Source organism: Oligoflexia bacterium (genome assembly GCA_034439615.1).
In the GTDB taxonomy this organism is placed as follows: Bacteria; Bdellovibrionota; Bdellovibrionia; order JABDDW01; family JABDDW01; genus JAWXAT01.
Genome location: JAWXAT010000001.1, coordinates 1 through 25,241 on the forward strand (window position 1 = coordinate 1; position 25,241 = coordinate 25,241).

Consider the following 25,241-nt stretch of genomic DNA (forward strand, 5'->3'; position numbering starts at 1 on the left):
CCGACCATTTTTCAAAAAATGTTGCTTGAATGTTGGAGTACGGCCTCAAATAGACTTTCCACAAATGGGCCAAAACTTAATTGGCGTGATATTATTAGCCATCCCTACGTCGGACGGATTAGCAATCAGCTGGATACCAAATAGCTATAAAATTATTTTGAGCTGAGTCCCACTTTTGCATTTGATCTTTTAAATGAACACTCAACTCATACAAATTGACTGGATTCAAAATCATATTTTCATAATTCGTAATCAAAAAGTTATGCTAAGCCATGATCTTGCAAGTCTCTATCAGGTAGAACCAAAAGTGCTTGTTCAAGCTGTAAAGAGAAACCTGGATCGATTTCCTGATGACTTTATGTTTCAACTGGGAAATCAAGAGTTTACCAACTTGAAGTCACAAATTGTGACTTCAAGTTGGGGCGGCATTCGAAAACTTCCTTATGCTTTTACGGAACAGGGAATAGCAATGCTGTCAGGCGTTTTACATAGTCCCAGGGCCGTACAGGTAAATATCGAGATTATGAGGGCCTTTGTCAGTCTTCGAAGACTCTTAACTACATACAAAGAGTTAGCGGAAAAATTGACCCTGGTAGAAAAGAAATATGATCATCAATTTAAAATCGTATTTGATGCTCTCAGAGAAATTATGAAAGCTCCAGAAACACATCGTCGCAAAATTGGAATTCACACAGATGAAAAAGACTGACCTAAAACTCTTGTGTAATGCACGGATCTTGCTCGGCAATTCTGTTTACATTGTCCACTGAACCCCTTATTTAAAATTTATTTAAATGCCGATTCATTTTATGAAACCCCAGTTTGTCGATAGCAGCTCTTTGATTATGCGCACGACACAGGATTCTCAAATTATCAGGATCAGAACTTCCACCCAGTGCAATTGGCAAAATGTGATCGATCTGAAGATATTTGCGAGACGCACACTTCTGTTTTGTTCGAGAATCTTCAAAGGAACATTGAGTTTGATACTTTTGAAAGGTGATTCGCTTACTTTGCGTTGATACATAGTGCGAATTTGCAAACAGTTGCGCAACGGTGGACCTAGCTTTCATAAGGATTGGCTGTCCAGCTTTCACAAGCACCTCCTGTCGAGATTTCATAGGCTTTGGTAGTTTTGGTGTGAGCTTTAAGGTCTCTTCTTCGATTGCCTGATCTACAAGTTTTTTCAAAAGCTCGATACTTGTGATGTCTCCATCTTTGTTAGACCTCAGATCTTTAAGTTTACGTAGTTTTTCACCAAAGCGATTAGAACCAACATATTTATATTCTGAAAAATCCTCTGATAAAAGCCTCACTCGTTCTTTTATTAAAACAGGCTCGGTTGAATGCTTAATAATTTCACGTTCACAATCACGAGTGGATTTGTTTTCTAAATTACCCAGAAGCTCTAACTTTTCTTCTTTAGTAAAAGCCTTTTCTAACTTGGCCTCTCGTCTAAAAAGGGTTTGAGCCATGGAAAGATTGGTTAATGACAACTTGCCATCAGAGATCTTTTTTTCAATCTCTGGAAGCTCGAAGAGCAAAAACATAGCAGATACGCGGCGGTGACTTTCATCACCCGTATAACCAAGATGATTTTGGGTGAATTTATGAATATCTGGATAACCATATTTTGCAAAGATGCGCCTTTTTTGAACAACATAGAGATAGCTTATGATTTCAGTTTTCGTGGCTCTTTCTTTTCCTACAAGTTTTTTAAGATCACCCACGAGAACGTCTTCATGAGTTGTCATTAATTGAGCACGTAAATCTTCATTCATAAAACCCCCAAGAATTTAAAGCGTTAAAAACAATGAGATCATTAAAACCAAAAAAACAATAACATGGGTTTTAAAATCAAATAATTTAGCGATTAGATAAGTGCCTGCGAATTAAAAAGATAAAAACAAAATCCATCGAACAGAAAAAATATACGACACACCACGTGCGCGACAGGAATTCATAAGTGTATTTAAAAAGGAGTTTGCGAACGCATAACAAATAAGAAATTTTGAGCAAAACCTGTGTCAAATTTTATTTTCAGAAATTTTGTAAATTTGAACATATTTTTTTATTTCAAAATCTTTTAATCGCCTTAAAATCTTTTAATTATATTTCACCCCCCCCCTGATAAATCCCAAAAACATGATTTTCGAGGAATATTCGAAACCGTGATTCAACAACCACTTCAAAAAGCGAGATCCTCTAAAGCTGAGAAGATCATTCTTCCCTGAAGCGTTTTCGCACCGCCTTCGTGGCGGCACGAGAAGGAAAAGTTGAAGGAAAAAAATATGTGGGAAAAATAAGGGAATTGACGTGAAAAAACCCTAATGTCAGCTCCACCGTTGCGCAACGGTGAACCTGTACTCAACCTCCTTCTCCCTACTCCGCCACTCACTCCTCTTATCCCCACGCTTCTTCACCTCGAACGGCCTTGGAGGGCCGGTCGAAAAACCTCTCATGAATGGATGATTTTTGAGTCAAGATGTTCTACCTTCATGGACAATGGATAGTGGATAGTGGATCCTTACATGTACGATTCATGTACAATTCATGTACGATTTCTGAGTTGTCTAGATCCTAGAGTTTGCATAAAAGAAATGGCTTGTTGTTTTTTAGCACCTAATAAATTGTTTCTAAACCCATCGTTAATACTGTTTTTTCAAAACGAATAGTTTTTGCTTTTAACTTTGCAAATGTTGGGGAGAGTCCTAAAAAATTGGGGAATGGTGACGATAGAGAATAAATAATTTCAGGAATTACTGTGGTTGGCAAAATCTTAAATGATTTACCTGTAATGGTAACTCCAGATAACTGAATCATCACAGTACTTGGTGACACCCACCCATTATATGGATTCGCAGTATGTACTCCATTTAACATATAATCTGAGTTCATCAGAAAATTCATTTCATCCATATTTAGTAATTCACCTTTAAAAGAAGATTCTTTATAGGTTTGTTTAAAACTTTCTCGAATTGCTGTTTGAGTTGTTTCTGCATTGATGCGAAATATAATTTGTGAACCAGCCTTCATATTGTTAGGTGTAAAGCCACTCATTAAGCCATCAAAATTCTTAAACGGAATCGTACAATCTTTTATAATGCAATTAGTATTAATAATGATTTGAAAATCATTTTTTGAATTTATAAAATTAATTTGTTTAGCCAATTTAAGAATAGCCCTAAAATCTATAAGCCCAAAGCCATCAAGTTTAAAATTTTTCATATCAACCATGCGCACATCATCAGCGCCGATATGGGCAATGAGCATTTCAAAAAAATTTATGATTCCATTACCATCTGCCCCAGCGACCAGAGTTTTGAGACCTAAGCTTCTCATAAAATGCAGTAAGTTTATTGGTCGTCGACAATAAGACGCATCACTTTTGAACTGATAATAATACTGTTCAAAGTAAGTCATCTCACAAGCAAATCTAGTAGGATTATAAACTTGGCTATCAACGGTGATGAGGGAATTATGAAGATTGTATCTAATCAGATTTTCGATTCGGTTTTTAAGTGCAATGGTTTTATCAGCATGTGGAGGCTGAATCATATCTAAAGGGCAAATTGATGATTTTTGAGCATGGGCTGAAATGGTCGAATGTTGTGCAAGAGCCGAAATTGAGCCTATCAGCAATGCAATAACAACTATAATGCTTTTGAAAATGAACATGGTTTTGGCCTTTGCAAATCGCTCTATAAAATTAAATTTTGCAAAGTGTGTGCCTTTTAACTTTGAGATCTACGACGTTTTACATATGTGAGAATGAGAAAAGCAAAAGACCACCAAAAAAAGAACTGAAGTGAAAATGCAATCATGAGTCGCCAAAAAGGTGTGGCAGTAGATGTCAGTCCAAAATCACCTTGGTAGAAAAGAAAGCTTGTAAAAAATACAATATCTTCGAAAATGCGAGCTATAAACGACTGTGCCCTGCCACCATCAAGCAATGTGATCTCAATAATTAATAGCGAGACCCAAATGACTGGGAGCCAGAGCGCTTGAAGTAAATTTCTAAGTAGTTGTGCTTTCATTCTGCATCCATTTCATTTATAAGCGTGGCGTTAGTAATGGGGAGACGTCAAGCACTAAAGTTTGACATCTCCTGTTTGTAGGGGGAATTTATGTCACGACTCATCTCAACTTTTTCTAGTTTTCTAGTAACAATATTAATCGCACAAATATCATTTGGCCCATTGGCGATTGCATCACCAGCTTTGGTGCCTTATGCAGCCGACCCATATTGGACTAATCCCAACTTAGGTGGATCAGTTGATCCCTTTAATCGAACAAGTTGGTGGAATGCGAATTCAAACACTCCACTATCTTCAACAAATAATACGATCACATCTAACCCCTGGAGTTATACAACCAACGCACCCATTTGGGATTCAACGGGCCCCGGTGGATCATCAGGATGGGGAGACCCGTCAATAACTGGCAGCGATACATACGGGTTATATGGAGCTTGGAACTCAAACAGTGTTTCAAAACAAACTGATGTACCTTGGATGAAATTTATCAGACTCAGTGGAGTACTCGATAAAAACTATAATGCAATCATACAAGTACTCAGACAACAAAGTGGCTATGAAGATGATGATCTTATCGCCGATAAAATTATTAGCGACGGTGGTAGATTTGCCGCAATGGTTGGTGCTTCTGGTTCTTTAATCACCTCCCTTTTGAATCTTGCACTAAACCCAAACCCACAAAATAATGCTGGAGCTCCTGCGAATACTGATTTTGGAAATCTCATTACCTATTTAGGAATTGCACCAGAAGCAGCAATACTGGCCATTCGTCAGATATCAATGGTTATGACTTTAGCAGCACTTTACGGCGAACTCCCAGCAGAAGATGAAGATCGTATCGCTGTAGCTTCTGTACCGTTTGGTGTGTCTTTAGGAATTACAACAGCAAATAAAGTACTCACGCAAATGCTCGTGAAAAGATTTATGGCAAAACAAGTTGTCGTAGAAATCGGGAAAATTGCCGCCGCTCAAGCTGCATCCCAAGTTGCCATTACAACTGGAGCAGAAATTATCGGTATGGCTGTAGCAACACAAGCTGCCGCCGGAGTTACAAGCCGTGTAGCCACGGGTAAATTTGCAAAACTTGTAAAGTTTTTTGTTCCACCTCTGGTGATGGCATTAAAAGCTATCACAGCTGGGGCACTTGATTACGGATCAACCACTATCATTGGTCGCAATGCAAAAAACTATTATAGAAAAGCTGAGCTTGCCCATAAATCAAAATCAATCTTGGCCATCAAGAGCGAATCTAAAGCTAAACATGCTTTGTGGTTGGTATTGTCTCGTGATGTGTTCCCCGTCATGGTGGAAGATGCTACTAGAGCGGGTCTAAAAATTTCAGCACTCGACGATACTAAACGCTTTGCTGCCATTTTAGATAAAGCGGTTCCGTTAGTAGTAAACGAGCGTTGGAATGAATATGAAACAATGATGAACGATTATAATGCAAATATTCTCCCAGCATCTGCAAATCAACCCGCGCGCTCAGTAATTATTGATGAATATCTTTTGGCCCTTGGAAAAGATTGGGATCTTCACGCTAAACTTTATCTTGTTCAAATCGTAATGGCCGGAATGCTCATGAAAGGTGGACTCACTTATCATGACAACCAAGTCCTTGACACTATGGCGATTGAGCTTCGTTTATACCCACCCCCAAAAGTTGAACTTTCTCAATTTAAGCCAAATGATCCACGCATCGATGCACGCGGGCGTTACTTGCAACTCAAACGACGTATGCAAGAATCAGTGGCTCAAGCTGAAAATATGAAAGCGGCAAAAAGAATTAAGAACAAAGATATTCCTACACCAATTCGCAATTTCTCAGGTGGTCAGCTTTTACTTGAATTTATCCAAATCGATAAAATCGTAAGGGCATGTGAAAACCGCCCATCTACAGGGGAAATTGATCTTTGCATTGGTGATGAAATAGCAAAGTCAGCTGCAAAACCTTACTGATTTTATTTTTCTTTAGATTCGGCCCAGAGATCTTTTAGCTTTTTATGAACTGCTATTCCTTGCTCGCTTCGAGGGACATAACGATGTCCTTCGAGGCTCGCAAGAACTTTGCTCATAGTGACACGAGCTTTAGGAACAGCAAGATGAAAGCGCCATTGATTTAGAAAACCAACGCTTGAACGAATAATCCAACCACCTTGTTCTAAAAAATCAACATGCGGCATGAGTTCACGCATGGGTATTTTCATACTTCGAAGCATATCATTAATGGCAAGCCCCCCCCGCGGCTCCTCTTGTGTGCGAGCGAGTTCTTCTAAGATATCAACAATCACAAATGGGTTTAGACGATCTTCTAAATTAAACCGATAGGGAATATGATGCCTTCGAAATTGGAAGTAACAACAAAGCTCTGCACCGAACAGTACAATGAGCCAAACGACATAGAGCCAAATTAAAAAAATCGGAAATATCGCAAGTGATCCGTATACAGAATTTTTTGCAATAGCGTTAGCGGCGTATGAAGCATAGAGAAGTTTTGCCAATTCAAATACTAAGCCTGTAATACCACCCGCTTTGAGTGCATCCCACTTATTCACACTCACATTGGGCATAAATAAGAATAAACCTGAAAATAAAAGTCCGCTTATTAAATAAGGTGTAAGAGCTGCGCCCCAGAGAAGTACTTGGCTAATGGCCCCACTATCGTCTTCAAGCCACACCAAGGCCTTTGAACTCATACCGATGGACACGGCTAAAAGCATGGGCCCTATGGTGAGAAGACTCCAATAAGTTGTAATGCGTTTACCTAGAGAGCGCGCGTCTTTTACTCCCCAAATGAGATTAAAAGTTTTTTCAATTGTCGCCAAAGTTGAAATGCTGGTGATAATAAAACCGATAATACCAAAAACCCCAATGGCTCCGGCATGAACGTTGGTTAAGAACTGTGTTAGATAATTTGAAATTTGATCGCTAAAAGAAGGGGCTAGATTTTGCTCAATGAGTGGTAAAAGTTTTGCTTGCAGACTTTCAAACCCACCAAAAGCTTTGAATAAGAAAAATGCTACTGCAAGTACTGGCACTAACGAGAGTAGAGTTGTGTATGCCAATGCTGTGGCTTGAGTGAAGATAAGATCTTGCTGAGATTTTTTCCAGAATTGTTTAATTGCCGCAGTATTCATAATGGCATTTCTGATTTTTCTGTTTCAAGTTCAGAAATAGTCGTGGGTGGCTCTTGGAGTTTTTTAGGCATAAAGAAATAACGATCAAACACAGAGTTATAGCCAGTCCAGGTGTCGCCCTTAGAACTTTCATTGAATAAAAATGTTTGGAGTGCTGAAATTTTTGAATCAAGATCATCGATATAACCCACGATCATGGCCTCCATGGTTTGTGGAAGCTTTGGGCTACCGTATTCAAGTTTTCCGTGATGACTTAATACAATGTGTTTACAGATATGTCTGAGTTCATCAGGAAAACCCTTTATAGCTTTAGCCTTTGTATCAATGAGCTCAGAGCCCATCACTAAATGCCCGACTAGTTTACCTGCGTCAGTGTAACTAATATTACCGTCGTAAGAGAGCTCCCAAACTTTACCAATATCGTGAAACACTGCACCCACTAATAAAAGATCAAGATCTAAATCTTCGTAGTGTGTACTTAAAAAAACCATGATCTTAGAAATTGAAAGTGTGTGCTCGAGTAATCCACCAATCCATGCATGATGAATGGTTCTTGCAGCAGGACATCGCAAATATTTAGGTTTGATCTCTGGGTCTTCGAGTGTGTCTAAAACAAGTTGTCTGAGATATTTATTCTTCATTCCTTTAACAATCATGATTAAATTTTTAAACATGATTTCAGGATCTTGCTTTGAAATGGGTAAAAAGTCAGAGGGGGAGATGTCTTTTTTTGAAACCTTTGTAATTTCACTAATTACAAGTTGACGGCGCTTTTGATAAAGATTTACCGTACCTCGAATGCGAACATAATCATCAATGCTAAATGTATTTACCACAGCATCTACGTTATCCCACATGCGTCCTTCAAGTGCGCCGGTACGATCACCAAGCATCATGGCTAAATAAGGTTTTCCATTTTTTGCAAGTGGAGTGCTTTTTGTTTTAACCAAGAACACGCTATCAACTTGTTCTTTATCTTTAAGGTCTTTGACAAATACCTTGGTGATCACAAAATTCCCTTCGCTAAAGCTTCTTTGCAATAATCTTTTACATGTTCTTTATAAAGTTTCGCTAATTTCAACGTGACTGGCCCCACTTTACCTGAACCGATAAGGGTTCCATCAATGGTTTTAACAGGCATTACTTCTTTTACTGAGCCAGTAGTGAATACTTCATCTGCTTTTTTAAGTTCATCGGATGTGAAATAACGCTCTTCCCATTTAATACCAGCAAGTTCTGCAATACTTTTTAGTTTTCTACGGGTAATACCCTGAAGAATATCAGCTTCATCAGGGGCAGTTACTAGGCCCCCATTTTTCACCATAAAGATATTCCAAGTTGTACCCTCAGTAACTTTACCATCGCGATTAACCATCACGGCATCATGAGCTTTTTGACGACTCGCCTCACCCATAGCCATTACGTTATTAAGATAATTTCCTGATTTAATATTAGGATCTAAGCTCTTTTTTGGGTTTCTAAGCACTGAAGCTGTGATGATATCCATTCCGGTTTCATAAAGTTTTGGGTCAACTTGCGGGATATCTTTAACAAAAATAACGATATTTGGCTTAGAGGCCTTGGCAGGATCAAGTCCAATAGGCCCCTCACCGCGCGTTACGACAATACGCATATAACAATCATCACGATCAGCGGTTTTATAAATGCGATAAATTTCTTTGATAAGTTCAGATTTGGAAGACCCAATATCAAGGCCAATTTGCTGGGCTGAATTAAAAAGCCTATCAATGTGCTCTTCTAGGCCAAAAAAGATGCGCCCGTAACTGCGAGCTACTTCATAAACGCCATCGCCATAGAGAAATCCACGGTCAAAAACTGAGATCTTTGCTTCTTCAGGCTTAAAGATTTCACCATTTACAGCGACGAGTTCGCGCATTTTGGCCCTTTCGAAAAACTGCACTTTAAAGGCTACGTTACACAAATTTTTGATTGCCAGCAAGCAGTCGAAACGTCTATTTATGTGTAAACAGCAAAGCGCTGATAACTGGAGGGGTCGATGGGTATTAAATCTGATAGATGGATTCGCGAACAATCACTTAAAGGAATGATCGAGCCGTTTGAAGCTGCTCAAGTCAGAAATGGCGTTATTTCTTATGGCCTGTCTTCATATGGTTACGATATTCGTGTTGCAGATGAATTTAGGGTATTCACCAATATCAATACTACAGTGATTGATCCCAAACACTTTGACCCAAATAGTTTTGTCACCGTAAAAGCACCAACTTGCATTATTCCGCCAAACTCATTTGCCTTAGCGCGTACAATTGAATATTTTCGCATTCCAGAAAACGTTATTACTGTTTGCTTAGGCAAAAGTACTTACGCACGTTGCGGAATTATCATCAACGTCACCCCCTTTGAACCCGGATGGGAAGGTCATGTGACTCTTGAAATCAGTAACACAACTCCTCTGCCAGCTAAGATTTATGCTAACGAGGGTATTGCTCAGGTATTGTTTTTTGAAGGTGATGAACCTTGTGAAGTAAGCTACCGAGATAAATCAGGCAAATACATGGGGCAAACTGGAGTTACTCTACCGAGAATGTAACTAACCGTTTATTTATTAAGTGAATCAAGTCGCTTAATAAATTTATCGCGGTAAGTTTTGCCATGACGCCAAAAAGCGTCGGTATGCATTCCACCTGGAACTTCCCAAAATTCTTTTGGTTGTTGGGCTAGATGAAATACTTCTTTTCCTAATTGATAATCAACTGTTTGATCTTGATCTCCATGAATTACAACCATGGGGATTGGGGATAACTTTGAAATAGAATCTTCAGGAGAATAGGTATCATTCATCAATACATAGGCTAGTGGTGAAAAGAGCCAAGTCACCCAATGTTTACGCATCAGTCTGTTAGCTACAGATTTATAAGAGTGAAATGTAGAATCAACCACAACAAGATCAATTGGTATTTGATCTTTCACTTCAGCAACTGATCTCATTGCAATGGCTCCGCCAAGACTTTGCCCAAATACTACAAGGGGTTTGCCTTTTCGATGGTCACTTGCCCATTTAATTGCGGCTTTACCGTCTTGAATAGTTGCTTTAGGAGTAGGTTTGCCAGGAGATTTTCCGTACCCACTGTAATCGAAAATAAAAAAATCATAGCCCTGCTCAAGTACAAAAAGCAGAGTGGCAAAGTGTGAGCTTAAGTTCTCTGCATTTCCGTGAAAAAAAACTATGAGTGCCTTAGAAGGGGTTTTTGTTTTAGCGTGAAAGTACCAACCAAAAAGTTTTTGCCCCTCATCATTTTCAAACCAAATTTCATCAGGGGTTACACCCGCTTTAACAGGATCATAATACTGATGTTGTGTGGGGTGATACAAAAGATGGGTACAACTCAAAGATGGCACAGCTAATAAACACAGTAGCAAAAGATATTTAATCATTTTGATGTACCTGAAGTGATACCGAATGTTTGGCTGCCTGCTGTGCCATTTAATGTAGCGGCAATAATTTGAATCATACCTGGTTTATCAGCAAATACGATTGAACCAATACCACAACCTGCCATTCCATAACCTTGTCCAGAAACTTGTTCTTCAAGGCCACGTCTTTTTTCAGGTGCGGAGCGCTTTTCAGCTGCAACCTCAGTACTGTTAGGAATGGTTTCGGTTTTTTTGGTTGGTGCTGGGGTGGTCGTTGTCGTCTTTTTCTTGTCTGCTGCGCTTGCTGTTAATGAAACAGCGAGGCAACCCACACAGAACAACAATAATGTTCTTTTATTCATTTTGGTTCCTCCTACGGTTGTTTTTAAATGCCTCGATAAATAAAACACCGGCGTGGTGAAATGTCAGCAGAATTTAATGCTTTCCAGCATTTAATTCGATGACGCGAAATGTTATTACTTATTATCTGCGCTGCACAATAGCTCGCGATGACGAGTGTCTTTGATAGTCAAATGAGTAATACGAAGTTTACCTTGGTGGGGGGCTACAAAAAATAAAATTCCAGATGTCAGACTGATGTGACGGTTGCCAGTAGTGTTGAGAACTAAGCCCTCGCCGTTCATCGATTTTTTCCAGTAATCAGTTATATCAAAATAACGACTACAACCGTTACCGACGGGTTTACCATCCATTTCACGAATTTTTGCATTTGAAAGATAATAGACACGTGTTTCTTTTGGATCCATTTCTTTGTCATACAAAACCTTGAGAATAAAAGTTCCATTTTTGGTTTCTGGAATAAAATAGCGATAATCAAGGATACCGCCTCCAATGGGGTATTTCAGGTCGTAATTTTGACCACCCAATACACCACGAGTTTTTTCGACCAAATAAACGTGAAAAGAAATTGGATCTAGTGGGGGGCGCTTTTTCAAAAGGTCTTCTTTTTTCTCACTCTGCCCCGCTTGCTCTTGTGAAACTTCGCCTACACTTTGACCCTCAGGATCAAAAGCAAGTGGGCGGTAAATCGATTCCATGGCCTTCCATAGACCCGATGGAACAATCAGATCTTCTTCAAAAGCACGCATGTCCATAGATTTTTTTGCAACCTTATCAAGTGGGTCGCCGCCACATCCGTTTGTGCAACCAACTAATAAAAACATCATGATTATTAAGAAGAGTGTCTTCATCACTTATTCTCCACCCGCTTGAGATAATTGGATCTCTTGACTCAACTTTAATAGAGGAATGTATGTGGAATCAAAAGCGAGCCCCTGTTTTACCCATGTAAGTGCTCCATCAAGGTTCTTTTTGTTCCATTCAATTTGACCCATGCCATGGTAGGCTTCAATTGAATTTTTATCTATGAGCAAAACCTGATCCCAATTTTTCTTAGCACAAGCATAGTCTTTTTCTTCAACGCAGAGTCTGGCTTGTAAAATAAAGGGAAGTTTGACTTTCTGTTGGGCCACTTGAGCAGCTTGCTTGATGTTAACGATTCCTAAATCACGATTACCGAGTTTAATCTGAACCCACCCTAAAAGCGCCATCAGTAGCGGATCTTGAGGTGACTGCGCAAGTGCTTGCTCAATGCTTTGTCGGCCATCAATTTTTTCACCACTACGATACATGGCAAGCCCCAGTGCCGCAGACAAACGCGGACTCGGTGAAACTTCAGAAACTATTTTTTTTACATTTTCGACAAGAACCCCCCAAGAAGCACGCTCTTGAAATAAACCCCAATCATGAATATGTAATTCTGTTTTTTCAGGGTCAATATCTAAAAATTCATGAATGCGATCGCTGGCAGATTTTTTATCTGACAATAAATATAAAATTAAAGCATCTTTCACTAAAACTTCTTGTTGGTAATCTTGATTGTAAGAAAGATAAGCACTTAAACCCTCGTGAGTGCTTTTTAAAAGTTTTGTTTTATTCTCACCATTTTCTTTTTCTGAAATAGCAATCATCACATCTGCTAATGAAACTTGTACGGCGCCATCAATTCCACCACGTTTTTTATTCATCGCAGTAAAAAGTGAGTTGCGCGCTAGATCTAACTGATCTTCAAAATAATAAACAATTCCCAAATTGGCATGTGCTGCAACAAAATCAACATCAAGCTTAAGTGCATTGTTAAAATTTTCTTTCGCCACTGCGAGTTCGTGAGACAAAAGTGCGATAAGGCCTATCCCTAGATATGCTGTTTTTTGATAATTTATACCACGTTCGTTTTCTAAAATTTCTTTAAACATGCGCTGAGCTTGCATTTGCTCGCGATAATTAAAAAGTGTGAGAGGTGCAAGATGAAGGAGCATCTCACTGTCATTTGGCCGCAGTGTACGAGCTTCACTGAAATAATCGTAGGCCTTAGAATAATCCCCGACTTTTTCAGCCTTTAAACCCGACTGCATAAGCTCTTGAAATGATTCATTACGTGCTGACTGACCACCTATTTGTGTGTTCGTTAATTTTAAAAGTGCGAAGACACTGGCAATGATCAAAATACCTAAAGCTATCCAAAGGCGACCTTGATTTGTCATTTTAAGTTCTTTTTGAACACGTTGATCGTCTTTAGATGCATAGGATTTAAGAATATCTCTTGAATTCTGAGTTGGTGCGGATTCAACTTCACGCTCACTTTGTTCTTCTACTCCTTTGAGAAGTATTTCACTGCTTGTAAATGACCGATCAAGAGTAAGATCAATTGGCATTGTTACACCATCGGCATCTGTGATCGTGCCACTATCGGTGATCTCTTGATCGATTTCTGATTTTGAAGATTGCTTGTTTCGTATTTCATTGATCACAAGTCTGAACTGCTCCTCATCACGCAAAAGTTTCCACCGACCTAAGGGGCGTGAAATTTCATCATGGGTGACAATGATATTGGAGCGCAGATTTGATTCAACTTCGTCTGAAGTGTATGGACCTTGAATTTTACCATTACTTTTCACAAGCCATTCTTTTTGTGCAGATATCTTGACCAAATCCCACGATACACCCGTCTGCGTTTCACAAAGATCACAACATTTATTACAGATAAAACCCCAAGGTGAAGGCCTGAGTTCGGGGCCACTGGTTTCTACATCACAAATGGCACATGATGCATGAACGGGTTTTTGTTTAAGATTAAATGTTGGTAAAGCACCCCCCTCACTCACTTTTTCTGTAAGACAAGTGAAACACAACCGCTTTTTTTGCGCTTGGAGGTGAACTTCGATAATTCGATTACAAATATCGCATTGGGGTTTCAAAAATACCTTTTCTTCAGTGTTTAAAATGCCTTGTTCCGGTGATGAGCATTCCTATTTTATGTTCTTGTGCTGCTGCTTCAACTTCAGCATCGCGCATACTGCCACCAGGTTGTATGATCCAGGCTATACCGGCTTTTGCAGCAAGATCAATGGAATCGCGAAACGGGAAAAAAGCATCTGAACCCAGTACAAGCTTTTCTCCACGGCCTTTTGATCTTTCGAGAGCCCATTTAACCGAATCAACACGATTGGTTTGCCCCCCACAGATACCTAAAGTTTGCCTGTTTTTTGCAATCACGATGGCGTTACTTTTGACGTGTCGTACAACTTTTTGTGCAAAAATAAGATCATCTAGTACTTGTTTAGTTGGCTTTTCTCCGATGATTTTCCATTTTTCGCTATATTCACAAGGTTGATCAGCACTCTGAACAAGCATTCCACCTCGAATGCTTTTAAATTCAATGCGTTGTGAACCATTATCTTTTTCGCTGAGATTTTTGAGCGTTAAAACCCTGAGATTTTTTTTAGCTGCCAAGATTGGCTTGGCATTTTCTTCAATGTCAGGTGCAATCACACATTCTAAAAAGGGCACGACTAATTCTTTGGCTAAACTTGCTGTTAGAGTACGATTAATGGCAACGATTCCGCCAAAAGCTGAAATAGAATCAGCATCAAATGCTTTTTTAAATGCTTTCTCAATGGTGTCATCAACAGCAACTCCACAAGGAGTGACATGTTTAATGATTACACTGCATGGTTCATCAAAATCACTCACAGCGCCAACAGCAGCTTCAAGATCTAAAATATTATTATAAGATAGTTCTTTACCTTGAATTTGCTCAGCCGAACTTAAACTTAATCGATCTTGAACGGGGCTCTCATACCACCCAGCTTTTTGATGAGGATTTTCACCATAGCGAAGAAGTGCTTTTTTACGAAACCCTAAAGTTAAAGCATCCCGTTCATCCCAAGGTTTTTCATAAAGGGCATGAGCCACAAGGCTATCGTAGTAAGCGCAATGTTCAAAAACTTTTGCCGCTAGAAGTTGTCGAAAATCTATATTTGAATCGCCATTTTTTGCCTGATTTAAAACCACTTCATAATCAGACGGATCACACACAACCGTAAGACGCTCAAAACTTTTTGCTGCAGCCCTGAGCATTGATGGGCCACCAATGTCTATTTGTTCGATGAGCTCTTGGCCCTTGAGGTTTTTTTTATACGATTCTTCAAAGGGATATAGATTAACAACAACTAGATCAAAGGGCTTTACGCCATGTTCTTTGAGAATTTTTGCATCTTCAGGCACAAAGCCTCGTGCCAATAAACCCATGTGAATATAAGGGTGAAGAGTTCGAATGCGGCCATCCATCATTTCAGGAAAGCCCGTAACATCTGCCACTTCTAAAACTTTGATTCCATGATCTCTAAGAAATTTTGAAGTTCCACCCGTCGAGACGATGTCACAGCCCTGTTCAACCAGAGGTTTGATGAACTCGATAAGCCCGGTTTTATTACTTGTGCTAACTAGCGCACGTTTAAACATTAGAATGGTACCTTTGTAAGTAAGAGTTTTAGGTCATCGTTGGTGAAATCCAACCCTGCGCCAATGAAACCTGAAGCTCCGGTACCTGATAAAACGTTACCTTTAGTGTTCAAGATGTCGTCGCCCCCGATGATAGCGTAAAATACGCTATAGAATTTGTACTTCGCAAAAACGCGAAGATCAACACCTTCTGGACGACCAAATGCAAATGCTTCTGCAGAAAATTTAAGTTTTCTATTAAGAAAGCTATAATCCATCCCCGCACCTGCTGAGTTCTCTATAAGTCCTGCGCGAAGAGTCATATCATAGAAATTTTTTGCAAACTGTGCCGAGAGCTTAAGCTTATTATGATAGGAAGTTTTGGTTGTCGTTGCGGTTGGTGCTCCGTTGTTGGTGGTTTGAAGCTGATCCACACGTTCATAATTACCCTTAGGGTCATCGACAACTTGTACGAGATAATATCTATCAGGGCCAGGCTGAATGTTAATACCGATATATGATTTAACAAAGGATCCACCACCACCCATATACTCTGAGTGATAATCAACACTGACTTGAAATTTATTTGCGGTATCCAGCATATTGTTTACACCAGCAATTGCGTGATTGAGTTCTTCAACTGTGGTTTCGTCATTAATAAGTTTTCCGATAGTGCCTTTGCCAGAATTAACTTTACCCGTAATCTCATCAACGTTAGAGAGAATGCTATCAACTTTGCCTAAACTCTTAGCCATCTTTTTCCAGTTATGCTTGAATCCGTCTTCACTATCATCACCGACAAATTCATCAATATTTTGTGAAATGCGATGAATACTATCGATGGTTTCACCAATTTTATCTTTTTTCCCGCCCGTGATATCACGAAGATCTGCAGTAACATCTTCGATGTTAAGTAAAATTCTACCGATGGGGCTTGTAGCATCTCCATCACCGGTTGTTGCATTTTTAAGATTGTTCGTAACTTCTGAAACATCTGATGCAATTTTACTTACTTGATTTAACACGGCATCAAAACCGCCCTTATCATAAACGATAAGAACACGACCGCCCTCTGGGATTACTTCATCACTGGGATTACCAGTAGTAATCTCAAGATATTTATCACCTAAAATTCCATTGGGTTTAATTTCTAAGGTTCCACTCTTTGTGATTTTAAGATCACCTCGAAGAGTCATGATGACACGAGCTTTTCCGTCTTCAAGTACAATGTCTTTAATAACACCAACAGGAATACCCGCCATCTTTACATTTGAACTCTTAACAAGTCCGCTAGCACTGATAAGAAGTGCATCGTACATTTTGCCTTTGCCCAAAATACTGGGATCACGATTCACTTGAAAAGACATGGCCGCGATAAGACCCACACAAACGAGAACGAATAAACCAACTTTAAACTCAGCAGAGTTAAGCATTTGATTTACTCGCTTTCACCTTGCTGACGAATTTTTTGATAAACGGATCATCGCTTTTGAAAAACTCTTCAGGCTCTCCGTAGAGTCGTATAGCCCCGTTATCGAGCATTGCAATGTAATCGCTCATTCTAAAAGCTGCAGGCAGATCATGAGAAATAATGACCGTTGTAACACCTGGATGATTTTTATGTGTGTCTACGATAAGCTCATCAACCATTTCTGTAATAATGGGGTCAAGTCCGGTGGTCGGCTCATCGTATAATAAAATTTCTGGCTCAAGTGCTAATGCACGGGCTAAACCAACTCGCTTTCGCATTCCACCTGAAAGTTCTGACGGGTATTTATTGAAATGTTCTGGCTCCAGCCCCACAACTTTAAGTCTTTGTGATGCAATTTCTTTTACTTCGACTAAACTGAGTTTGCGTTTGAATTCTTGAATCGGGAACATGACGTTTTCGATAGTGGTCATATCATCAAAGAGTGCAGCAGATTGAAAAAGCATCCCGAATTTTTTTCGAAGTTCGTTAAGTTTATGTTCGTTTAAACCGGCAAGATCTTGCCCCAGAACTTTGATGTCACCGGAGTCTGGTTTAATGAGCCCCAAGATGTGCTTTAACAAAACCGATTTACCCGCACCTGAGAAACCGATGATGACTGTGATTTTTCCTTTGGGAATTGATAAGTTCACACCTTTAAGTACGTGGCTAGATGTACCAAAGGTCTTTTGTAGATCTTTGATCTCGATGGCCTTCTCAGAATTTAATAATGCCGCGTTCATGGTGCTTCTCTGCGTTGTTTTAAACTCGTTTAATAAAGAAGAATCTTAATAATCGCCGATAAAAAATAGTCGCTAACCAAAATAAAAATACTACTCAAAACTACAGTTTCATTTGTTGCGCGCCCAACACCTCGAGCTCCATTTGTTGTGTTAAAGCCTTTGTACGTACCTATAAGTGCAAAGGTGAAACCAAAAACACTTGCTTTGATCAGACCTTGAAAGATGTCTTTGGGCTGTGTGAATAAATTAATTTTTGCAAGATAGATGGCCGCATCGATCTGAAAAACTTTAACGGCCAACATGTATGCACCTAGGTTTCCAACAAAATCAAAAATCGCAGCGAGTAGTGGCATTGCAACTACACCCGCAATGATTCTGGGCATCACAAGATATTGTTTTGGATTAACACCCATAACTTCAAGTGCATCAATTTGTTCGGTAACACGCATGGTTCCTAATTGTGCTGACATCGCAGCCCCTGCACGACCGGTGACGATAAGACCTGTAAGCACAGGACCTAATTCTCGCGTAAGAGTAAGCGCTACTGTGGGCCCAATCATGGTATCGGCATTTACGAGGTGAAAAGCCGTGTATGTTTGCAGCGCAAAAACCATCCCAGTAAAAAGACTGCAAAGACAGATAATAAAAACTGATTTGTTTCCGACGAATTCAATTTGTTTAAAAATCTCTTCATAGCGAAAAGGAGGTCTAAATTGCCAACTTAGTGATGAAATAAAAAATGACGAGACACGGCCAAGTTCTTTGACACCGCCAATGACTACATCGCCCATATTTTCAATCCATTGATAGGGCACTCTTAAAATTTTAGGTACTGCAACTGCTTTTTCCACCACACCGTCCTTGGCTTAATGGATGTAAACACGCGGAATACGCGCTTGAATTCCTGTGAGTATTTCATAGGGAATCGAAGACGCCAGTGCCGCTACTTCTTCTGCAAGTATTGTTTTATTTTTTTGTTTTCCAATAAGTGTAACTTCGTCGCCAACTACTGGCCCCAAATTTTTCTCAATTAAAGTTGTCACATCAATCATGATGTAATCCATGCATACGATTCCTGCTATCGGGCACAATTCACCCCGAATAAGAACCATACCTTTATTACTCAAAGCTCGAGGAACACCATCAGCATAACCAATGGGAACAACAGCAATTACAGAGTCTTGTTTTGCTTGCCATGTTCCACCGTACGAAACTTTTTTACCTTTTTTAATTTTGTGGATATAACCCACAAAACTTTTCACAGACATCACAGGCTCAAGCATTGCAGCAGGTTTTACTTGTAAAGTTGGATACGCCCCGTAAAGCGCCAGCCCCGGTCTGCCAAGATCCAGCTTAGGAGTGACTCGAGTTAAAATTGCACCAGAGTTGAGATAATGAAACAATGGAGCGATTTTTGATCTACCTTTAAAGTTTTCAGAAATTTTTGAGAATATTTTAATCTGTTGTTGTGTTTCACCATTGGAATCAACAAAATCATCACTCGCTGTGAAGTGGGTGCACACACCCTCGAGATGCAAAAATGCGTCATGCTCAAACTCTTTTACAACTTGCATAGCTTCTTCTGGCTCAAATCCCAAACGTTGCATGCCGGTATTAAATTTCACATGTACTGGGTAGCTGGCTTGTTCATGTAGAATTGATTTAAGTTTTGCGATCTGTTCAAACTGACTGATAACCGGAGTGAGCCGATACTTCACTATCGCTTCAGCACTGATTGAATCAAAATGGCTAAATACTAAAATAGGGATTTGAATACCAGCAAGTCTGAGTCGAATTCCCTCTTCAACTAAAGCGACGCCTACATAACGAGCTCCGAGCTTTTCGCAAACTCTGGCAACTTGAATATCACCGTGGCCATAGGCATCGGCTTTTACCATAGGAGCTAATTGCTTAGAGGTGCCACCCATGGCTGCTGCCAAGGCGAGAAAATTTTGTTCAAGCCGAGATAAATCTATCTCGGCATAACTGTTTCTTAGGCGGCCCAACATTTATCTTTGACCTCATCCATGAGCTTTGTTAAATCTATTTTTTGCGCCGATGTGGCTCAATTGGTAGAGCAACGCATTCGTAATGCGTAGGTTACCGGTTCAAGTCCGGTCATCGGCTCCATTTTCACATAAGCACTACATTTATTGTAACGCGCTCAGTGAACAATTAAAATGATATTCATTTCAATAATTTAGGCTATCTTTGGGCTAGCTCAAGGATTAGGTTTTGTGGGCTCAGAATTTTGCCCCGCTGGTGGCCCAGCCGGAACTGTTAATGGCTCAAAGTCTGGCTTAAAACCACTTGGGGGTTCAGCCATACAAACTCGGTTTCTTCCGGCTTGTTTTACTTTGTAGAGGGCGTCGTCGGCAGATTTGACTAGTGATTCTGAATCCATTGCCAATGTTGGATACTCACTCACTCCAATACTAATAGACACCTTGCCTAAAGGCTGTTTTTCTCCATTAGGAAATTTTGTACTTTCAATAATGAGTCTAACTTTCTCTGCCTTTATAGCGGCACCATCTTTTGCCGTATGCGGACACAAAATCGCATACTCTTCTCCACCAAGGCGCGCAACGACATCGGACTTGCGGCTTGTTTTGATAAGAATTTGCGCTACCGACTTAATGATAACGTCTCCCATGGGGTGACCATTGGTATCGTTATATTTTTTGAAATGATCTATATCGAGATAAATCAAAGACACAGGATATCGCGTGCGACGTGATCGCGTTATTTCTTCTTCAAGTTTTTCATTAAAAAATCGTCTGTTGTAAAGTGTGGTCAACGGATCTTTTATAGCCATTTCGTGAATGCGTTTTGCCATCATAGCATTGTCGTAGCTTACCCGTGTGATTTGTAAAAAACTTTCAAGTAAACGTCTAACAGGGTCACTCGAAAGTGGCGTGAATGTTGCGATGACACCGATCGGCTGATTTTGATACACAAATGGAAGTGCAAAAAATTGTTGAACCTGAAAAACCTCTTTCATCATTTCTAAAAGCGGCTGAAGTTTCACAGGTTGCATCAAAAGTTCAGGAATTGATTTGGTATCAAAACTTGAAAGATTCACACCGAGATTTTTAATTTGTTCTACAGGAATTTTTGCAGCGTGATTGGCAACCAAACTAGAATATGCAGGCAAGAATTTAAAAAAGATAACAGGCTTTCCATCAGTGATGTCACTAACCGCCTCTATAAATACCTGCAATACACCATCAGGATCTAAGCGTGTGGCCAACTTTTGCATCAAGGCATTGACTAAATGAATCTCTTGATTCTCTTGTGAAATTTTTTGATTTACCGTAGATAAAAGTTTATTTTTATCAGCTAATTCTAAAAGTAATTGTTCATTTTGTAGCAACATAAATACGCGCTCAATTGTTCGGTCAGCGGTACTTACAATTTCTGCAAGATTGTCAAAGGGTTTATAAATATAATCGTATGCGCCAAGCTTCATGGCATTTACTGCGGTCTCAAGACTCGCATGAGATGTCATGATTATGTATTCAATGTCTTTGCTGAGGCCTTTAACTTTTTCAAGTAACTGAATACCACTCATCCCTGGCATTCGAATATCACTAAAAATAAGATGGGGCGGAGAAACTTTGATGCGCTCTAAGGCATCTTCGGCAGTTGGAAAAGTTTCTACCTGATAGCCGGCAGTGTTAAGTGTTTCTTTGAGAATTTCAAGAATACTTGCTTCGTCATCGACGACATAAATCATAAAATCTGGGCGGTAAGAAGTTATGTCCATTCTTTATGCTTTCAATTTAGGTCTAGTGATTTTCACTCTAAACTCTTCTGGGTTGCCGGCAACTGGTGGTATTGAAGTTTCTTGCGATACCTTGGCCTCAAATGCAGATGCAGATGCAGATGCGGTTGCGGTTGCTGATGACAAACTTGGTCTGCGAATATTAACTTTAAAATCTCCTGGTGCATTAGTTTTTTCGACAGCGGATGCTGTTTGTGCGGATGCTGTCGGCGCTGATGTCGGCGCTGTTTGTGCAGTTGGTGTTGATGATGCCGGTGCAGGTGTTGTTTGTGCAGGGGATGATTTTGGCACAGATGCTGATTGTGCAGTTGGCGTTACTGTTGTTGATGCAGATGCAGGTGGTGTTGCTGCAGTTGTTTTTTGTGCTGGTGCAGTTGGCGCAGCGGATACTTTTGCTGCCGGTGCTGGTGGCGTTGGTGGCGTTGGAGTCGATGTTGTTTTTGCCGATGTTGCGGGTGGTGCTTTTGGAATAGCCATAGCTGCTGGTTTACCCGCAGGAGTTGCTGGTGTAGTTGCCGGAGCCGGTGCTGATTGCGCAGATGCTGCCGGTGCTACCGGTGCTGGTTTCGATGTTCCTGCCACAGTTGGCGGAGGCGGTTTTGTATTTGCTGTTGATGAAAACACATTCGTCTCAAATGGACTTGAATTATCTTTAGGCACTGGCGGAGGCACAGGTGTCTTTGCAGGGGCAGTGGGCTTTGCTGCAACAGCAGTCTTTGCCTGAACAGGCGCTGATGCTGGCGCCGAAACTTTCACATCTGACTTTGAAACTTCTGGGGACTTTGCGGGTGCTGACACGGGTGCTTTTGGATCTAATTTTGGTTCTAATTTTATTTCTGGCTTTTTGGCTTCAGCTACTTTTACAGAAGGTTGTGCATGCGTCGCAGGTGCAGACACACTATCATTTTTTGCTACTGTAGCACCGCCATGAGTATTCTCCAACTCCTTATCAGGCATTTTTGCATCTTCAGGAATAGGTATATCGATAAAAAATGTTGTACCTTTATTCATTACCGATTTGATGTAAATCTCACCCTTATGATCTTTAACAATTCCTATACTGACTGACAAACCAAGACCAGTACCTTTACCAGCGGGCTTTGTTGTAAAAAAGGGTTCAAAAATTTTCTTTTGAATCTCTGGAGGAATTCCAACACCCGTATCTTCAATTTGAATTTGAGCTTTGCTTCCTGCTTGTACAACACGAACTGTTACGTGTTTCGTTGGGCAGCTCTCCATTGCATGGGATGAATTCACCATGAGATTTAATAGTACCTGTTGAAGTTGATTTGCATTGGCATCAACCATCACGCAGGGTTGAAAATCTTTATATATTTTGCAACCAGCAAGACTTAATTGGTGATCAACAAGATTAATTGTATCTTGGCAAACCTGTGCTAGATCTGTAGCTTGCAGTTGTGCTTTTTCAGCACGAGCAAATTTCATTAAATTTTCGACAATTGTTTTACAACGGCGTGTTTCTTTTTCAATAACTTCTAAATGTTTTTTCATATCAGCTGACGGGGCTTTTCCCATAGCAAGTTGGGCGTGACCTAAAATTCCGGCTAATGGATTTTTAACTTCATGGGCTATACCAGCACTTAGTTGTCCAAAAGCACTCATCTTTTCACTTTGAACAAGTGCTCCCTGTGTAGATGCCAATGCTTCATCGCGCTCGATAAGCCCTTGCTCCATTTTTGCAAAACTTAGGGCGAGTTCACCGATTTCATCGTTAGTTTTTACATCAACTGTAACTTTAAAATTTCCCGCACCAATTTCAGCTGCTATAACTGAGAGTCTTTGAAGTGGGCCTGTAATATAATTTGAAAGTAAAACTGCAGTGCCTAGCGCTGCTATGAGAATAATCAAACCGATAAATAAAATATTTCGCATCAGAGTATCAGCAGCTTCAAATGCCTTATCACGAGGAGTTGTTACGATTACGGCCAAATTCATTTTTGGTATCCATTCATAACTTCCAATAACGGCGCGACCTTCAAGATCGCTGTACTCACCAGCACCCGCAGGCCGAGTGGCACGTAACACTTCTTCAACCAAGGGATGTTTAGCGATTGAACTCCAAAGTGTAGTTGCATCAGAAGAAGCGACTGCGACACCGGTATTATCGACGATGAACCCTGTGTTCAAGCCCGTTGAGAAATCATTGAGCATATCGTTTAGTGCAGTTGCAGACATCACGCCCATGATCCAGGCGGTGACTGTACTCTCAGCAGGTGGGGCTGATGTATCGACTGGAGCCCCTTTAACTTTTGATTTATTTTTTTTCACATCGACTATTTGTACGCCAAAACCAAGAACTACTAACCATTCGCCAGTGGGGCTTTTTGTTTTCCAAAGTGCGCGACCGTTTGCAGCTGCAGCACTGATATCAAAATTTGGAAGAAAAGTTTTTTCAAACCCAGGGGCCCATTGCACACTTGGGCCTTGCGGATTTCTTAAAATCCAATCTGTTTTGAGAGCACCTTTTTCATTAGGTGTGAGAAAACCAATTGAGATGAAGTCTTGGTAGCGAGAAAATAAAACTTGTAGCTGGTCGTCAATTCGTGCGCCCGTATTTGCGAGTGATTCACGTGATGAAATAAAAATCACCAGCTTATCTTGCCAAGTGGCTATTCGATTTGCGATGTTCTTACCAGCGGAGCTTGAAAGTTTTGCAGTGAGTTCTTTTACAAAGGCTTCTTTATCTTCGCGAAAAATTTGTGAAGTTCTAAAGACAATAATCACCAGGGCTGATGCAATTAAAACTGCAACGAGCGCGAAAATCTTCCATTTGATTGACACACGTAGTGCTGATGCCATGGCATCTTTCTTGATGTTTATGAAACTACTTAACCCCTTTAATTATCTTAGCTTTTTTTGCGTCAAAACATCAAGTGAACAGGAATAGAAAGTGTGAATGGATTAATTAAGTGTGCTTTTCAAAATGCACGAGTGGATAAAAATAACGCTGTTTCCCAAAGGGAACTTTACCCTTTGTATTCCATACCCGTCGTTCAACACCAAATTGAAGATACTTAAGCTTTTGTCCCTTTTTCAGCTTTGCATCGTTGTAATCTGCATAAAAGTATCTGACTTTATCGTCTTGGTTGTCTTTTAATGAGTCAGTAAGCCGCGACAAAGGTCGTGATTCTTTTACTCCAACATAGGCCCATCGTTTTTTATTATCAAAGTGGATACTCTCAACAACTAGACTTTGATCGCTACTGATACCCTTCATTTCAAGAATTCCAGGTTCAATTTCATTCACCACATAGGCGTGTACTCGACTTGTGGTTATCAAAAAGCAAACACCTATCATCAAAATTTTCATAAGATACTTTCCAAATTTTTTCATCGAGTCTAAAGAGTAGCAATCTCAGGACCCAGCTTTAAAGCATGGAGGTTCACATACACTGCTTTGAGCATAGATTTTTTTCAACGCGACTGACGAAAAGTGGCAACGACACCCCCAAATCTTACCTACTAGACCCCGTTAAAAACCGGGGAACCTCACCACGACACCCGGTTGCCTCCAATTAAAAGACACCCAAAAAAGCAGGTCTAGGTGTGAAGTTATGAGTTTGAGGGCGCCTATCCGGCTTGTATCTCTAGCTCAGCTCTGGCTCGGATCAGACACCGAAAACTGAAGATGTGAGTGTGAAGTTGTGAGTTTGGCCTCTCCGGCTTGCAGCGCCCAGCCCATCACCGAACTTACACTATGGATCGTACAGAGTTTAAAATTCTTGCATCACATCACCGAACTTACACTATGGATCGTACAGAGTTAAAAAATCAAGCTTCACATTTCCCAGAGCATTAACTCTTGCTGGAATAACGCCCCAGCCTTCTAGTGCATTTTGCCAAACATAGTTGATC

20 protein-coding genes, 1 tRNA gene and 1 pseudogene are annotated in these 25,241 nt (G+C 40.2%); 4 read left to right on the plus strand and 18 right to left on the minus strand.

The features are described 5' to 3' along the window. The first annotated feature begins 193 nt into the window (after positions 1-193). On the plus strand, positions 194-709 hold the full coding sequence (locus tag SGI74_00005; protein ID MDZ4675867.1) for an ORF6N domain-containing protein: 516 nt from the start codon (positions 194-196) through the stop codon (positions 707-709). 70 nt (positions 710-779) lie between these two features. Here the strand turns inward: SGI74_00005 and SGI74_00010 are convergent, their stop codons facing one another. The 3 genes from SGI74_00010 to SGI74_00020 form a co-directional block, all read right to left on the minus strand. Beyond that, positions 780-1,781: an HNH endonuclease signature motif containing protein gene (locus tag SGI74_00010; GenBank protein MDZ4675868.1), complete on the minus strand. Its 1,002-nt coding sequence runs from the start codon at positions 1,779-1,781 to the stop codon at positions 780-782. 841 nt (positions 1,782-2,622) lie between these two features. Beyond that, the gene (locus SGI74_00015; protein MDZ4675869.1) at positions 2,623-3,678 is read right to left on the minus strand and encodes a hypothetical protein; all 1,056 of its coding nucleotides are present in this window, start codon (positions 3,676-3,678) and stop codon (positions 2,623-2,625) included. A gap of 56 nt (positions 3,679-3,734) precedes the next feature. Then, positions 3,735-4,037: a hypothetical protein gene (locus SGI74_00020; protein MDZ4675870.1), complete on the minus strand. Its 303-nt coding sequence runs from the start codon at positions 4,035-4,037 to the stop codon at positions 3,735-3,737. 90 nt (positions 4,038-4,127) lie between these two features. On the opposite strand from SGI74_00020, the gene SGI74_00025 reads away from it, so the two are divergent. Further along, positions 4,128-5,996, plus strand: coding sequence for a hypothetical protein (locus tag SGI74_00025; GenBank protein ID MDZ4675871.1), 1,869 nt, complete (start codon positions 4,128-4,130; stop codon positions 5,994-5,996). A 2-nt stretch (positions 5,997-5,998) separates the two neighbouring features. Here SGI74_00025 and SGI74_00030 read toward each other — a convergent pair whose 3' ends face one another. From SGI74_00030 to SGI74_00040, 3 genes are read right to left on the minus strand one after another with little or no spacing between them, the layout of a single operon-like run. Then, positions 5,999-7,174 (minus strand): YihY family inner membrane protein, encoded by a 1,176-nt coding sequence (locus tag SGI74_00030; protein ID MDZ4675872.1) that lies wholly within the window; start codon positions 7,172-7,174, stop codon positions 5,999-6,001. Next, entirely contained in the window at positions 7,171-8,184 is a 1,014-nt protein-coding gene (locus SGI74_00035) for an HD domain-containing protein (GenBank protein ID MDZ4675873.1), read from the minus strand. The genes SGI74_00030 and SGI74_00035 overlap by 4 nt, the downstream gene beginning before the upstream one ends. Then, a complete protein-coding gene (locus SGI74_00040; GenBank protein ID MDZ4675874.1) occupies positions 8,181-9,071 on the minus strand; it encodes an aminotransferase class IV in 891 nt (296 codons plus the stop codon). The genes SGI74_00035 and SGI74_00040 overlap by 4 nt, the downstream gene beginning before the upstream one ends. A 120-nt stretch (positions 9,072-9,191) precedes the next feature. On the opposite strand from SGI74_00040, the gene dcd reads away from it, so the two are divergent. Further along, the gene (gene dcd, locus SGI74_00045) at positions 9,192-9,743 is read left to right on the plus strand and encodes a dCTP deaminase (GenBank protein MDZ4675875.1); all 552 of its coding nucleotides are present in this window, start codon (positions 9,192-9,194) and stop codon (positions 9,741-9,743) included. 8 nt (positions 9,744-9,751) lie between these two features. Here the strand turns inward: dcd and SGI74_00050 are convergent, their stop codons facing one another. The 9 genes and pseudogenes from SGI74_00050 to alr all read right to left on the minus strand — a co-directional run bounded on the left by SGI74_00050 (position 9,752) and on the right by alr (position 19,590). Further along, positions 9,752-10,588, minus strand: a complete 837-nt coding sequence (locus tag SGI74_00050; GenBank protein ID MDZ4675876.1) for an alpha/beta hydrolase — start codon at positions 10,586-10,588, stop codon at positions 9,752-9,754. Positions 10,589-10,590: 2 nt separating this feature from the next. Then, a pseudogene (locus tag SGI74_00055) lies at positions 10,591-10,725 on the minus strand (DUF3015 family protein). Positions 10,726-11,043: 318 nt separating this feature from the next. Beyond that, positions 11,044-11,778 (minus strand): hypothetical protein, encoded by a 735-nt coding sequence (locus tag SGI74_00060; GenBank protein MDZ4675877.1) that lies wholly within the window; start codon positions 11,776-11,778, stop codon positions 11,044-11,046. A gap of 3 nt (positions 11,779-11,781) precedes the next feature. Beyond that, positions 11,782-13,752 carry a hypothetical protein gene (locus SGI74_00065; GenBank protein MDZ4675878.1) on the minus strand — a complete coding sequence of 657 codons (1,971 nt, stop codon included), beginning with the start codon at positions 13,750-13,752 and terminating at the stop codon, positions 11,782-11,784. A 106-nt stretch (positions 13,753-13,858) separates the two neighbouring features. Then, on the minus strand, positions 13,859-15,391 hold the full coding sequence (purH, locus tag SGI74_00070) for a bifunctional phosphoribosylaminoimidazolecarboxamide formyltransferase/IMP cyclohydrolase (GenBank protein ID MDZ4675879.1): 1,533 nt from the start codon (positions 15,389-15,391) through the stop codon (positions 13,859-13,861). Further along, on the minus strand, positions 15,391-16,803 hold the full coding sequence (locus SGI74_00075; protein ID MDZ4675880.1) for an MlaD family protein: 1,413 nt from the start codon (positions 16,801-16,803) through the stop codon (positions 15,391-15,393). The genes purH and SGI74_00075 overlap by 1 nt, the downstream gene beginning before the upstream one ends. Then, positions 16,796-17,581, minus strand: coding sequence for an ABC transporter ATP-binding protein (locus SGI74_00080; protein ID MDZ4675881.1), 786 nt, complete (start codon positions 17,579-17,581; stop codon positions 16,796-16,798). Before SGI74_00080 ends, SGI74_00075 begins: the two co-directional genes overlap by 8 nt. Positions 17,582-17,610: 29 nt before the next feature. Continuing rightward, on the minus strand, positions 17,611-18,432 hold the full coding sequence (locus tag SGI74_00085; protein MDZ4675882.1) for an ABC transporter permease: 822 nt from the start codon (positions 18,430-18,432) through the stop codon (positions 17,611-17,613). 15 nt (positions 18,433-18,447) lie between these two features. After that, on the minus strand, positions 18,448-19,590 hold the full coding sequence (gene alr / locus SGI74_00090; GenBank protein ID MDZ4675883.1) for an alanine racemase: 1,143 nt from the start codon (positions 19,588-19,590) through the stop codon (positions 18,448-18,450). Between the two features lie 45 nt (positions 19,591-19,635). Between alr and SGI74_00095 the strand changes: the two genes are divergently transcribed. Beyond that, positions 19,636-19,711, plus strand: a tRNA-Thr gene (locus SGI74_00095). Positions 19,712-19,802: 91 nt separating this feature from the next. Here SGI74_00095 and SGI74_00100 read toward each other — a convergent pair. From SGI74_00100 to SGI74_00110, 3 genes are all read right to left on the minus strand, one after another. Next, the gene (locus SGI74_00100; GenBank protein ID MDZ4675884.1) at positions 19,803-21,347 is read right to left on the minus strand and encodes a diguanylate cyclase; all 1,545 of its coding nucleotides are present in this window, start codon (positions 21,345-21,347) and stop codon (positions 19,803-19,805) included. A 3-nt stretch (positions 21,348-21,350) separates the two neighbouring features. After that, positions 21,351-24,185 carry an ATP-binding protein gene (locus SGI74_00105; protein ID MDZ4675885.1) on the minus strand — a complete coding sequence of 945 codons (2,835 nt, stop codon included), beginning with the start codon at positions 24,183-24,185 and terminating at the stop codon, positions 21,351-21,353. Positions 24,186-24,291: 106 nt separating this feature from the next. After that, positions 24,292-24,720: a hypothetical protein gene (locus SGI74_00110; protein ID MDZ4675886.1), complete on the minus strand. Its 429-nt coding sequence runs from the start codon at positions 24,718-24,720 to the stop codon at positions 24,292-24,294. Positions 24,721-25,241: the final 521 nt, after the last annotated feature.